Consider the following 13,162-nt stretch of genomic DNA (forward strand, 5'->3'; position numbering starts at 1 on the left):
CCCCGCGTCGTAGCCTGTCCTACGCCCGGGCCTTCGCGGCCGCGGCCGCCCAGTGGCACGCCACCTGGGTCTGCCCGCCGCCCGCGAGCACCGGCAGATCCTTCGTGCGGCAGGCATCCGCGACGCCCGCCCGTTCCGCCTCGCCCGAGGCCAGCACCTGGCAGCGGGCGTGGAACCGGCAGCCGGACGGCACCCTGGACGGGTCCGGCGGCTCACCGGTCAGGATCACCGGCTCCGCCCCGGACTCCGGGAGCACCGACAACAGTGCCTGGGTGTACGGGTGCTGGGGAGCCGTCAGGATCTCCTCGACCTTGCCCGTCTCCACGATCCGGCCGAGGTACATCACCGCGACCCGGTCCGCGATGTTCCACGCCAGCCCGAGGTCGTGCGTCACCACCAGCGCGGACAGGCCCAGCTCGTCCCGCAGCCGCAGCATCAGGGCCAGGATCTCGCCGCGCACCGAGGCGTCCAGCGAGGCCACCGGCTCGTCGGCCACGATCAGCTCGGGCTCCAGCACCAGCGCGCCCGCGATCACGACCCGCTGACGCTGACCGCCGGACAGCTCGTGCGGATACCGCAGGAAGAACCGCTCCGGGGGCCGCAGCCCGGCCCGGGACAGCGCCCCGGCCACCGCCTCCCGCTCGTCCCCGGCGTACCCGTGGATCCGCAGCCCCTCGGCGACGGCGTCGTACACCGTGTGCCGCGGGTTGAGCGAGCCGCTGGGGTCCTGGAGCACCAGCTGGACCCGCTTGCGGTACGTCTTCAGCGCCCGGCTCGCATAGTCGAGCGGCTTGCCGCCGAAGGTGACCCGTCCGGACGTCGGCGGGACCAGGCCCAGCAGTGAGCGCGCCAGCGTCGTCTTGCCGCAGCCGGACTCGCCGACCAGCGCGACGATCTCGCCTGGCCGGATGTCCAGGTCGACGCTGTCCACGGCGCGCGCCGGGGCGGCCCCGCGCCGGCCGGGGAAGGTGATCTTCAGCCCCTCGGCGCTGAGCAGGGGAGTGGTGGTGCTCATGGTGTGCTCCTTGCTTCCTCGGCGCCCGGCAGGGCCGGGGCCGCGAAAGCCCCCGGCTCCACCAGCACACAGGCGGCCCGCCGCTCCGGCCCCGCGGCCCGCAGCTCCTGGTCCTCGGTCGTGCAGGACTCCAGGGCCACCGGGCAGCGCGGGTGGAAGGTGCAGCCGCCGGGCAGCGCCGACGGGTCCGGCGGATCGCCGGGCAGCCCGCGGGGCGCGAACCGGGAGGCCGGGTCGCCGATGCGCGGGAACGCGCCGGACAGGGCCTTGCCGTACGGGTGGTGCGCGTTCTCGTAGACCTCGGACGCCGGGCCCTCCTCGACGACCCGGCCCGCGTACATCACCGCGAGCCGGTCGCAGGTGTCCGAGAGCACCGCGAGGTCATGGCTGATCATGATCAGGCCGAGGTCCTGCTCGGACACCAGTTGTTCGATCAGCCGGAGGATCTGGGCCTGGATCATCACGTCGAGAGCCGTGGTCGGCTCGTCCGCGATGATCAGCCCCGGGGCGCAGGCCAGCGCCATCGCGATCATCACGCGCTGCCGCTGCCCGCCGGAGAGCTCGTGCGGATAGGCGGCGGCGCGGGCCGCGGGCAGCCCCACCTGCTCCAGCAGCTCGCCGGCCCTCTTCGCGGCCCCGGCCTGCGTCGCCTTCTTGTGCAGCAGAATCGGTTCGGCGATCTGGTCCCCGACGCGGTGCACCGCGTTCAGCGAGTGCATCGCGCCCTGGAAGACGATCGACGCCCCGGCCCAGCGCACCGCCCGGACCTGGCCCCACTTCATGGCGAGGACATCCTCGCCGTTCAGCAGGATCTCGCCGGAGACCTTCGTACCGGCGGGCAGCAGCCGCAGCAGCGCGAGCGCCAGCGTCGACTTCCCGCAGCCCGACTCACCGGCGATGCCGAGCTTCTGCCCCGCGTCGACCGAGAGGTTCACACCACGGACGGCCTGTGCCCCGCCGGCGTACGTCACCGTGAGGTCCCGTACGTCGAGAAGCGGCGTCTTCTGGATGCTCGTCGTGCTCAACGGGCCACCCCCAGCTTGGGATTGAGGACGGACTCGATGGCGCGGCCGCACAGCGTGAACGCCAGGGCCACCAGGGCGATGGCGATGCCGGGCGGTGCCAGGTACCACCAGTCGCCCGCGCTGACCGCACCCGCCTCGCGGGCGTCCTGGAGCATGCCGCCCCAGGAGGTGGTGGTCGGGTCGCTGAGACCGAGGAAGGCCAGGGTGGCCTCGGTGAGGATCGCGCTGGAGATCACCAGCGTGGTCTGCGCGAGCACCAGCGGCATCACGTTCGGCAGCACGTGCCGGACCATGATGTGCCCGTGGCCGCCGCCCAGCGCGCGGGCGCGCTCGATGTACGGGCGGGACTCCACGGCGAGCGTCTGGGCCCGGACCAGCCGGGCCGTGGTCGGCCAGGTCGTGACCCCGATCGCGATGATGACCGTCCACATCGAGCGGTCCATCACCGTGGCGAGCGCGATGGCGAGCACCAGCGTGGGCATCACCAGGAACCAGTCGGTGATCCGCATCAGAACCGTCGAGTACCAGCCGTGGAAGTGGCCGGCGACGATGCCGACGACCGTACCGATGGCGACACACAGGAACGCCGCGAGCAGGCCGACCGTCAGTGACACCCGGGTGCCCCACACCAGCAGCGCCAGCACACTGCGCCCGAACTGGTCCGTACCGAGCGGGAATTCGCCGCTCGGCGACTCCAGCGCGCCGCCCGGGGCGCCGGTGACGCTCTGCGAGTCGGCGCCGACGAGTTGCGGCGCGAACACGGCGACCAGCGCGATCAGGACGAGCCCGCCCAGACCCCACAGGCCGCTCCGGTGGCCCCGGTACTCCCGCCAGAAGCGGGCCATGGACCGCCGTTTGCGCGCGCGTGCCAGGGCGCGCGGATTCTGCGCGGTCTCCGCCTTCGTGGGCGTGGGCATGGATTCGGTAGTCATCGGCCCACCCGGGGATCGAGCAGCGGATAGAGCACATCGGCAAGGGTGTTCGCCAGGATCACAGCGGTGGCGAAGACGAAGAACAGCCCTTGCACGAGCGGGAGATCGGGCACGCTGAGCGCCTGGTAGAAGAGGCCGCCGAGGCCCGGCCAGGAGAACACCGTCTCGACCAGGATCTGTCCGGCGACCACATGCCCGAGGTTCACGAACATCAGTGTGAAAGTCGGCAGCATCGCGTTCGGCACGGCGTGCTTGCGGCGTACGACGTCGTCCCGCAGCCCCTTCGCGCGGGCCGTCGTCAGATAGTCGCTGCCCATCTCGTCGAGCAGCGAGGAACGCATCACCAGGAGCGTCTGCGCGTACCCGACCGCCACCAGTGTGATCACCGGCAGGACCAGATGGTGCGCCACGTCGAGGATGTAGGCGAACCCGGTCTCGGTGCCCGACTCCAGACCGCCCGTCGGGAACATTCCGGGGATCGGTCCGATACCCACCGCGAAGACGATGATCAGGAGCAGACCCAGCCAGAACGACGGCACCGAGTAGAGCGTGAGGGCGAACGCGGTGTTGAAGCGGTCGCTCGTGGAGCCGTTGCGCCAGGCGGTACGGGTGCCGAGCCAGATGCCGAGCGCGGTGTAGAGGACGTACGACGTGCCGGTGAGGAGCAGGGTCGCCGGAAGCGCCTCGGTGATCTTGTCGATGACCGGCGCGTGGAACTGGAACGAGGTGCCGAAGTCGCCCGTGAGGGCGTCTCCCACATACGACGTGAACTGCTGCCACATCGGCTGGTCGAGCCCGAACTGGTGCCGGAGCGACTGGAGTTGTTCGGCGGAGACGGGTCGGCCACCCGTCATCTGCTTCACCGGGTCGCTGGGAATGAGCCGGAAGAGGAAGAAGCTGGTGACCAGAACGGCGAAGAGCGAGACCGCCGCTCCCGCGATCTTGGCCGCCACGTATTGGAGGTATGCCTTGGTGTTGCGCGCCCGTGGACCGCGGGCGGCCGACGGGCCGGCCTGAGCCGGGCCGTCGGTGTCCGCGTCCGCGACCTGCACGAGCGCCGGAGTGCTGTCAGCTGTCATGGGGAACTCTCGTTACTCGTGCTGCACGTGGAGGGCCGGCCGGTGAGCTGCGCGTTCACCGGCCGGTCTCTCTCTCGACCCGTCCGAGTGGTTACTCGCGGTCGTCCGCCGTGTCGCGGCGGCGCCTCGCGATGAACAGCCCGCCACCGGCGAGCACCACGACCACCACGATGATGCCGATGACGACGCCGGTCGAGCCCGACCCGCCGGAGCCGTCCGAACTGTCGCCGGACGCAGGAGCCGCGGACCACCAGCTCCAGTAACCGTCCTGGCCGTAGATGTTGCCGGCCGCCTCGGGCATGGTCGTGATCGACTTGATCTGGTCGGTGCGGTAGGCCTCGACCGCGTTCGGGTATGCGATGACGCTCATGTACCCGGAGTCGTAGAGCCACGACTGCATCTGGTTGACGATCTCGGCGCGCTTGGCCGGGTCGTACTCGGCGAGCTGCTTCTTGTAGAGCTCGTCGTACTGCTTGTCGCAGATGAAGTTGTCGGTGGAGGCGCTGTCCTTCGCCTTGGCCGGCAGCGCTGCGCAGGTGTGGATGCCGAGGACGAAGTCGGGATCCGGGTTGACGGACCAGCCGTCGAAGGCGAGGTCGTACTCACCGGCGTACCAGGGCACCGAGACGTCGTCGAGGCAGTCGACCTTCAGGCCGATGCCGAGCTTGCCCCACCACTCCTTGAGGTACTTGCCGATCGCCTTGTCGTTGGGGTCCGTGGCGTGGCACAGGATGCGCAGGTCCAGCGGCTTGCCGTCCTTGCCGACCCGCTGGCCGCCCTTGAGTGCGTAGCCCGCCTCGTCTAGCAGCTTGGCCGCCTTGGCCGGGTCGTACGCCAGGCTCTGCTCGGCGGTCGGCTGCCAGTGGTACGCGGAGAAGCGCGGCGGGATGTAGCCCTGGCCCTCGACGGCGTGGCCCTGGAAGACCTTGTCGATGATGGTCTTGCGGTCGATGGACAGGAAGAGGGCCTGGCGCACCTTCTGGTCGAGAAGGGCCTTGTTGCCGTTGCCGAACTTCTTGCCGTCCTTGGTCTGCGCGCCCGGGTTGGTGGCCAGCGCGAAGAAGCGGCGGCCCGGACCCTCGTTGACCTTGATGTTCTTCTCGCCCTTGAGCGACGCGGCCTGGGCGGGCGTCAGCGCGGGGGAGCCGGCGACGAAAGAGACCTCGCCCTTGCGCAGTGCGGCGACCGCCGCGTCCTGGTCCTTGTACGTCTTGAAGACCAGCTCGTCGAACTTGGGCTTGCCGCGCCAGAAGTCCTTGTTGGCCTTGAGCTTCACATACTGGTCGACCTTGTAGTCGGTGACGACGAACGGCCCGTTGCCGACGATCGGGAACGTCTTGTCGTTGTTGAACTTGGAGAAGTCGCCGACCTTCTCCCAGACGTGCTTCGGCACGATCGGCACATCGAGTGCCGCCATGGTGGCCTGAGGCTCCTTGAGCTCGATGACCAGCTGCGTGGGGCTGGGAGCCGTCACCTTCTTGAAGTTCGCGACGAAGTTGCCGTTGGCCTGCGCGGCGGCCTCGTCCGTCATCATCTTGTTGAACGTCCAGGCCGCGTCCTCGGCGGTGGCCTGCTGCCCGTCCGACCACTTGGAGTCGGACCGGATGGTGTACGTCCAGGTCAACTTGTCCGCGGACGGCTCCCACTTGGTGGCGAGGCCGGGGATCGCGTGGTTGTCCTTGGGGTCGTAGTTGGTGAGGAAGTCGTACATGAGCCGGGAGATGCTGGTGCTCATGAGCCGCTGAGCGAGGAACGGGCTCAACGAGTCGACGCTCTGTGCGACGGCGACGGTCAGTGTCGACTTTCCGCTGTCGGCGGCCTGCGCCTGCTGGGGCGCGGCGCCGAGCGGCACACCCGGGACGACGGACCCGGCGGCCAGCGCCAGTGCGGCGGCACCGGAGGCCAGGAGGACACGCAGACGTGAGCGTGGCTGGGCGGAGCGTGGTGGAACTCTTTCGACCATGGTCAGGGACCTCGCGTCATGACTCGCACGGAGAAGGCGGGTTGATCTGTGGTTCGCCAGCTGGTGAAGCGAAGGTTTATCAGCGGGGGTCGAGCCACGTCAACGGTCATCGAAACGGCGTGTGGTCTGCGGGAATGCGCAGAGGGCCCGCACCGTGGAGACGGTGCGGACCCTCATTGGTTTAGACCTCTGACGCCTTACTGCTGAGGCGCTGACGGCGGCTGCTGCTGCCATCCCGCGGGCGGAACGGGCCCCTGGAGCTCGGGCGGGACCGGTTGCCCGGGCTGACCCGGCTGACCAGGCAGGGCGGGCTGCTGCTGGTGGGGCGGGAGCGGGCCGGCCGGAGCCGTGGCGGAAGGGGCCTGCGGGGGCAACGGCTGCTGCCAGCTGTTCTGTTGTGCCCCGGGACCGGGCTGCGGCGGATACGGCTGAGGGGGCTGCTGGCCGCCGTACGGCTGCTGCTGCGGGTACCCCTGCTGCGGGGGGTACTGCTGCTGGCCGGGCATCGGCGGGGCGTACTGCGGAGGCGGGGTGGAGCCGCTGGACGTCCAGAGTCCCTGCTGCTGCTGGGCGCGGGCGAAGTCCTCGGCGACCATCGCGGAGAGGTTGAAGTACGCCTCGCGGGTCTTGGGGCGCATCATGTCGAGGTCGACCTCGGCACCGGCCGACAGGTGCTCGTCGAACGGGACGACCACCACGCCGCGGCAGCGCGTCTCGAAGTGCTGCACGATGTCGTCGACCTTGATCATCTTGCCGGTCTCGCGGACCCCCGAGATCACCGTGATGGAGCGCTGCACGAGCTCCGCGTACCCGTGCGCCGAGAGCCAGTCCAGGGTGGTGGACGCGCTGGACGCGCCGTCGACCGAGGGCGTCGAGATGATGATCAGCTGGTCGGCGAGGTCCAGCACCCCGCGCATCGCGCTGTAGAGCAGACCGGTGCCCGAGTCGGTGAGGATGATCGGGTACTGCTTGCCCAGCACGTCGATCGCGCGCCGGTAGTCCTCGTCGTTGAACGTCGTGGAGACCGCCGGGTCCACGTCGTTGGCGATGATCTCCAGACCGGAGGGCGCCTGCGAGGTGAACCGGCGGATGTCCATGTACGAGTTGAGGTACGGGATCGCCTGCACCAGGTCACGGATGGTGGCACCGGTCTCGCGGCGCACCCGGCGGCCGAGCGTGCCCGCGTCCGGGTTGGCGTCGATGGCCAGGATCTTGTCCTGCCGCTCGGTGGCGAGCGTCGCACCGAGAGCGGTGGTCGTCGTGGTCTTGCCGACGCCGCCCTTGAGACTGATGACCGCGATCCGGTAGCAGGACAGCACGGGCGTACGGATCAGGTCGAGCTTGCGCTGCCGCTCGGCCTCCTCCTTCTTGCCGCCCAGCTTGAAGCGGGACGCGGCGGAGGGGGTGCGGCTGCTCTTCGCCTTCTGCTTGCCCCGGACCAGCCGGTCGGAGGAGAGCTCCACGGCGGCCGTGTACCCGAGCGGGGCGCCGGGCACGGAACGCTCGCGCTGGTCGTGAGTGACGGGGGTGGGCCAGGCGCCCCCGGTGCGGGGGTCGACGGCCTGGCCCTGCGGCGGCTGGCCCGGCTGGCCCGGATGTCCGGGCTGGCTCTGCGGCTGCTGCTGTTGCTGCTGTTGCTGGGGAGGCTGGGGCTGGGCGGGCAGCTGCGGGGTCACCTGGGCGGGCAGATGGGGCGTGGCCTGGGCCGGAGGCTGAGGCGTCTGCGGTGCCTGGGGCCCGTTGGGGACCTGCTGCGGCAGCGGGGCGCCCTGCTGTGCGGGCCACTGAGGCGTCTGGGACTGCTGGGGCGGCTGGGGTGCCTGAGGCTGCTGAGGCGCCTGCGGGAATCCGTAACCGCTCTGAGCCGGTGTCTGCTGTGCCGGGGGAGTGGGCTGCTGCGGGAATCCGTAGCCGCCCTGGGCCGGTGTCTGTTGTGCCGGGGGAGTGGGCTGCTGCGGGAAGCCGTAGCCGCCCTGGGGCGGCTGAGGCGCCTGCGGCTGCTGCGGCTGGGCAGCCCCGGCCTGCGGGAATCCGTAACCGCCGGGTGCCTGGCCGGCCGGGCCGGGCGCCGGCCACTGCGGGGCCGACTGCGGAGCGGCGGGCTGGAAGGCGGGCGGCAGCGGCGGCAGCGCACCCTGCGGCAGCCCACCGCCCTGCGGCGGCGCGGGGGCCCAGGGGTTCGGTGTGGCGGGTGCCGGGGCGTTCTGCGGCGCGTGGCCGGGCGCCGCGTCCGGGACGGCGTCGGAGGGGGCCGAGTCCTGCGGCCCGTCGGCGCCAATGCCCGGGGCATCCGGCCGGGCACCGTGGGCCGAGTCCGTGACGGCCGCGTCGTCGGGCTCACCGGCGGAGGCGTCCGCCGCCTGCGCGGAGTCGGAAGCGGGCGCCTCGCCCACGCCCGTACCACCGGCACCGGCGTCGGTCGCTGCCGAACCCGAGTCCGGGACCGGGGCCGAATCCGCCACCGGGCCGTCCCCCGCCGCGTCCGCCGGACGCCCCTCGATCTCCGCGATCTGCCGCTTCAGCGAGGCCGGGGAGAACCGCATGGTCGTGCCGCTCTCCACATCGCCGCTCCCGAACGGGTCCGACGCACCTCCGGAATCAGCCGCGCTCGCCGCGGGAGCGGGCGTGGCGTCCCCCGTCGTCGCGTCGCCGGCCGACGACTGGGCGGGAAGGGGAGCGGGAATGGGTGCCGGTGCCGGTGCCGGTGCGGGCGCGGGCGGCGCCGGAGTCCAGTCGGAGTCGAAACCGCCCCCGGCCGACGGCGCGGGCGCGGGTACGGACAGCGGTGCTCCGCTGGGCGGCGGAGGCGGCGCCAGATGCGTTCCGGCACCGCCCGACGAGTCCCCCGGCGCGTTCTGCGTGTACCAGGCGGGCGGGGTGTAGTCGATGGTGAACTCACCCGTCATCTCGGCGGGCTCCGCGTCGGACGACTCGTCGACGGGCTTGTTCCAGCCCCCGCGGATCTCGTCCCGATCGCCGTTCACTTTGCCTCCTGGTGTGGTCGAGCACCCTTGTGCCGTAGTGGGTGGGGGCGACCGTTTCCGTCTGCCTGACCGCCCGGCTCTCCCCCTGGGACACGCATTGCCTGCCCGCAGGTTCTTCTGCCGCGCCCGGACCCACCCTAATCGTCATGGGGCTTGCTCCGGCAGGCCGTAAGGCACCGCAAGAGCTGTCCCGTGCATCACGTGCCGCCCTCAAGTGGACCGAGTACGGCACAGCGTGAAGGGCGAAGCGGTCAAACATGTACATCTGCGTACGGAAAGCCGAACGTTCCGTACGGACGGCCGTGAGCGGGCCGCGCCCGTCAGTCCATCCTGCGCGCGCCGCCCAGGAGTCCGGTCTCGGCGTCGGTCGCCTGAGTCATCACGAACTGCCGGTCGCGCCCCGCGCACCACAGCGTGACCCCGTCCGCCAGGGTGGACAGCGCCTGGGTCTCGGCGACCGGAAGGTGCAGTATGCGGCCGATCTGTGCCGCTTCATCTGGGGATACCCGCTGGATGCCGACCAGGGCCGATTTCTCGATCAGCCTCGGTGCCACCGGGCTGAGGTACGGCAGCAGCGTCAGCACCGACTGCCAGGGCCCGGACACCACCCGCCCACGCGGTGGCCGCATGCCGCAGTCCCGCACCACGACCACCGGTGAACCGGCCGACGGCCCCTGCGGCGGCACCCGTCCGACATCGTGCAGCGTGATGCACGGCTGACCGCCGCCCGCCGCGTGCGCGAGGGCCGTCCAGGTCTGGGCCCGGCCCGTCTCCACGACGATCCGCGCACCGGTGGCGGCCGCCCGCAGCGCGAGCACCTGTGCCGTCCACACCCCGCCGATCAGCGTGACCTCGTACGGAGTCGGCCGGTTGACCCCCAGCACGGCGGGCCGGCCGTGGGCGTCCACGCCGATCACCACGCCGTCGTCGCCGACCGGCAGGGCCAGCGACTCCAGCTGGTCGAGCGAGACCGACTGCCGTGCCCGTCGCGGACCGATCAGCCCGAAGCCGAGCCGGCTCCCCGTGTTGGTGGGTGCGGACATCAGCGGGTACCCCCGAGCGGCAGTGTGGCGAGCACGCCGGGCAGCTGCTCGCGGTCGAGCCGTACCAGCGAGGTCCTGACCCCGCGGGCGGTGCGCTCCAACTCGTGGCGGGCGCCCAGCAGTTCCTCGTCGCTGCGGCCGGTGATCCGGATGTGCCCGGTGATCGAGGCGCCCTGCCGCTCACCGTGCCCCAGTGTGAGGCTGAAGGTCGTGGCGAGCGCCGGGAGCGAGGTGAGCAGGGCCACGAGCTGCGGCATCGCGGCACCGCCGGCGCCGAACTGCGGCCAGCGGGCCACCCAGTAGGTGGTGTGCCACCGGTCGTCGCAGCGCCAGGTTCGCGCGCTCTCCTCGGTACGCCGGGCCGGCGTACCGCTCAGACCGGCCTGCGTCATGGCCGGTGCGCTGGCGCAGACCGAGGTCGCGATCGCGGACGTCAGCTCCTGCTCGGTCAGCACCGTCGCACGGAAACCGGCCCCGGTCAGCCTGCTGGACAGCTGGTCGGCCGCGCGCACCAGGCACTTCTGCGCCCCCGTGATGCCACCGCCGCGCGCCTGCACGGCCTCCGGGCACAGCTCCGGGTCCAGTTTGAGCGCGATCCAGGTGATCCGGAGGGCGGGCGAACCCGTCTGGGCCTGCAGCGGCGCGTAGTTGCGTGCGGCGATGGACTGCTGGGGCAGATGCGGGGCGGGCGCGGGCTGGGTGTGCTGCACGATCTGCGCCGACTCCAGCCGGATTCCGTCGACTTCGAGCACATCCCGTACGAGCGCCAGGGGCAGCGGCTGCGCGGACCGGTCCGGCCTGAGCGCCGAGACGTCCGACTCCACCTGGAGGACGGCCGTGACGAACGTACCGTCACCGATCATGCCGACCGGCCGCCGGTCACGGTCGCTGAACGAGTACGTACGCAGCGCCGGATCGCACTCGACCGCCGGCGCGATCCCCGGCTCCGTGCCCGGCGGCAGCTCCAGCGCGGCGGCCCTGCGGGCACGCGCGCGCAGTGAGAGGACCGTGCCCAGCAACTCCGGCAGTGAGCGGCGGTGCCGGCGTACGACGGCCAGCAGCACCAGCAGCGCGGCGATCACGACGGCCGGCGCCAGCAGCAGGGGGTCGACCACCCATGCCGCGAGCAGCAGCGCGGCCGCGATCTCCAGCAGTACGAGTTGTTGCAGTCGGAACGAACCGAGCTTCCCGACCCGCCCGTTGGCGCGGCCGGAGGCCGGTCCGGCCAAGCGCTGCGCGGGGCCGTGCGGAACAGCTGGACCACCGGCTCCGGGAGCTGCGGGGCCCAGTGTGTTCCCGGCCGGACGTGCCCGTGTCGTGGAAGCCGTCATCGCGGCGTTCCCCCCGTTCATCGGTCCCCAACTCCACCCGTACGCAGCCCGACCCGGTCGGGTCCCTGGCGGCCGGATCACCCTACCCGCCCCACCACCGCCCGCGGTCAGCAGGCATAGTAGGGGGCCGGTCCGGCACCGAGGTCCGGCATCGCGGCCCGGCCGGCGACGCGAACGCTCCGGTGCCGCGCGGGGAGACACGGGGAGACGAAGCGACACATGGCATCACGGCGGGATGAGCTCAACGCATACACCTTCGCGAAGAAACGCACGGTGGCGGCATTCCTCCAACCCTCGTCCAGCGGCACCGAGGAGGGCGCCCCGCGCCCCTTGCGCGCGGTCCTGCCGAGCATGGTCGTCGGAGCCCTGATCCTCGCGGGCTTCGGTGCCGTCGGCATGTTCAAGCCCACCGCTCCCAAGGACTGGGACAAGCCCGCCACCAAGGTGATCGTCGGCAAGAAGTCCACCACCCGGTACGTCGTGCTCACCACCGGCAAGGGCAACAAGAAAAAGACCCTGCTGCACCCCGTGCTCAACCTCGCCTCGGCCCGGCTGCTGCTCAACCCGGCCGAGTACGACGTGATCCAGGTCGCGGACGACGTCCTGGACGCGGGCAAGCCCCCGCGCGGACCGATCCTCGGCATTCCGTACGCCCCCGACCGGCTGCCCGAGGCCGCGGACGCCGGGACGGCGAAGCGGTGGGCCGTCTGCGTACAGCCCGGCGGCAAGGGCAACACCGTGCAGAAGGCCGCCTTCGTTTTCGGCGCACGTGACAACAGGCTGACCGAGGGCAGGCAGAAGCTCGGCGGCGACCAGGTGCTCTACGTCCAGGGCCAGGACCGGGCCCGCTACCTCGTCGATGCGAAAGGCACCAAGTACCGCATCGCCGAGACCGCCGCCGACAGCGGCCATCTGACCAACGCACTGGTCGGGAGCAGGCAGCCGCAGTCCGTCACCGACGACTGGCTGGCCACCCTGCACGACGGCAGCCCGATCGCCTTCCCGGCGATCCCCGGCGACGTCGGCGCCCCGGCACACGTCGCGGGGCAGCTCTCCGACGAGGAGAACAAGATCGGCACGGTCCTGCGGACCAGGACCGGTGAGGGCACCAGTTACTACGTGGTGCTCGAAGGAAAGGTCCAGCGCGTCTCCGGGTTCACCGCCTGGCTGCTGATCAGCTCACCGCAGACCGCCGTGCTCAACCTGGAGGGCCAGGCACGTGCCGTCGGCCTCCAGGACTTCGTGCCCGACACCGCCGCCTTCGCCGGCCAGGCCGCACACTGGCCGGCGAACCGGACCCAGCAGGTCAACTCCGCCGAGAGCGGCGGCACCGGCCGCGACACCGTGTGCAGTGTGCTGCGCAAGGTGGACGGCTCGGGCCGGACCACCCTGAGCACCTGGGCGGGCACCGCGTATCCCGCCTCCATCGCCGTCGGCGGCACCAGCACCTATGTCACGCCCGGCAGCGGCCTGCTCTACACCCAGGTCCGGGGCCGGCAGACCAGGCCCGACGGATCACTCTTCCTGGTGACCGACACCGGACTGCGCTACGCGGTCCAGGCGAACGGCGACAGCGACGCCAGGCGCTCCGACATCGGCACCGGCGACCAGCAGCAGCAGTCGGACGGCCGCCCCGAGCCCAGCCAGGCGCAGAGCAGACTCGGATACGAGAAGGTGATGCCCGCCCTCGTACCGATCGAATGGTCGGACTTCCTGTCCAAGGGCCCCAGGCTGGACACCAACAGCGCCCGTCAGCCCCAGGGTTCATGACGTTGCGGAGGACGGCGGGC

The 13,162-nt window shown here is 71.4% G+C and carries 9 protein-coding genes; 1 reads left to right on the plus strand and 8 read right to left on the minus strand.

Going from position 1 to position 13,162, the window contains the following annotated elements; all coding sequences use genetic code 11:
- Nucleotides 1–19: 19 nt before the first annotated feature.
- The 8 genes from AB0D53_RS38845 to eccE form a co-directional block, all read right to left on the minus strand.
- Nucleotides 20–1,015 carry an ABC transporter ATP-binding protein gene (locus AB0D53_RS38845; RefSeq protein ID WP_362454085.1) on the minus strand — a complete coding sequence of 332 codons (996 nt, stop codon included), beginning with the start codon at nt 1,013–1,015 and terminating at the stop codon, nt 20–22.
- Entirely contained in the window at nt 1,012–2,040 is a 1,029-nt protein-coding gene (locus tag AB0D53_RS38850) for an ABC transporter ATP-binding protein (RefSeq protein WP_362454086.1), read from the minus strand. Before AB0D53_RS38850 ends, AB0D53_RS38845 begins: the two co-directional genes overlap by 4 nt.
- Nucleotides 2,037–2,972, minus strand: coding sequence for an ABC transporter permease (locus AB0D53_RS38855; RefSeq protein WP_362454087.1), 936 nt, complete (start codon nt 2,970–2,972; stop codon nt 2,037–2,039). The genes AB0D53_RS38850 and AB0D53_RS38855 overlap by 4 nt, the downstream gene beginning before the upstream one ends.
- On the minus strand, nt 2,969–4,051 hold the full coding sequence (locus tag AB0D53_RS38860) for an ABC transporter permease (RefSeq protein ID WP_362454088.1): 1,083 nt from the start codon (nt 4,049–4,051) through the stop codon (nt 2,969–2,971). Before AB0D53_RS38860 ends, AB0D53_RS38855 begins: the two co-directional genes overlap by 4 nt.
- 91 nt (nt 4,052–4,142) lie before the next feature.
- Entirely contained in the window at nt 4,143–6,014 is a 1,872-nt protein-coding gene (locus AB0D53_RS38865; protein WP_362454089.1) for an ABC transporter substrate-binding protein, read from the minus strand.
- Between the two features lie 197 nt (nt 6,015–6,211).
- Nucleotides 6,212–8,998 (minus strand): SCO5717 family growth-regulating ATPase, encoded by a 2,787-nt coding sequence (locus AB0D53_RS38870; RefSeq protein ID WP_362454090.1) that lies wholly within the window; start codon nt 8,996–8,998, stop codon nt 6,212–6,214.
- A gap of 320 nt (nt 8,999–9,318) precedes the next feature.
- Nucleotides 9,319–10,041, minus strand: a complete 723-nt coding sequence (locus tag AB0D53_RS38875; protein WP_362454091.1) for a hypothetical protein — start codon at nt 10,039–10,041, stop codon at nt 9,319–9,321.
- Nucleotides 10,041–11,372 carry a type VII secretion protein EccE gene (eccE, locus tag AB0D53_RS38880; protein WP_362454092.1) on the minus strand — a complete coding sequence of 444 codons (1,332 nt, stop codon included), beginning with the start codon at nt 11,370–11,372 and terminating at the stop codon, nt 10,041–10,043. Before eccE ends, AB0D53_RS38875 begins: the two co-directional genes overlap by 1 nt.
- Before the next feature lie 219 nt (nt 11,373–11,591).
- Here eccE and eccB point away from each other — a divergent pair, with 219 nt between their 5' ends.
- Nucleotides 11,592–13,142, plus strand: a complete 1,551-nt coding sequence (gene eccB, locus AB0D53_RS38885) for a type VII secretion protein EccB (RefSeq protein ID WP_362454093.1) — start codon at nt 11,592–11,594, stop codon at nt 13,140–13,142.
- Nucleotides 13,143–13,162 lie beyond the last annotated feature (20 nt).

This window comes from Streptomyces sp. NPDC048295, assembly GCF_040652135.1.
Taxonomy (GTDB): domain Bacteria; phylum Actinomycetota; class Actinomycetes; order Streptomycetales; family Streptomycetaceae; genus Streptomyces.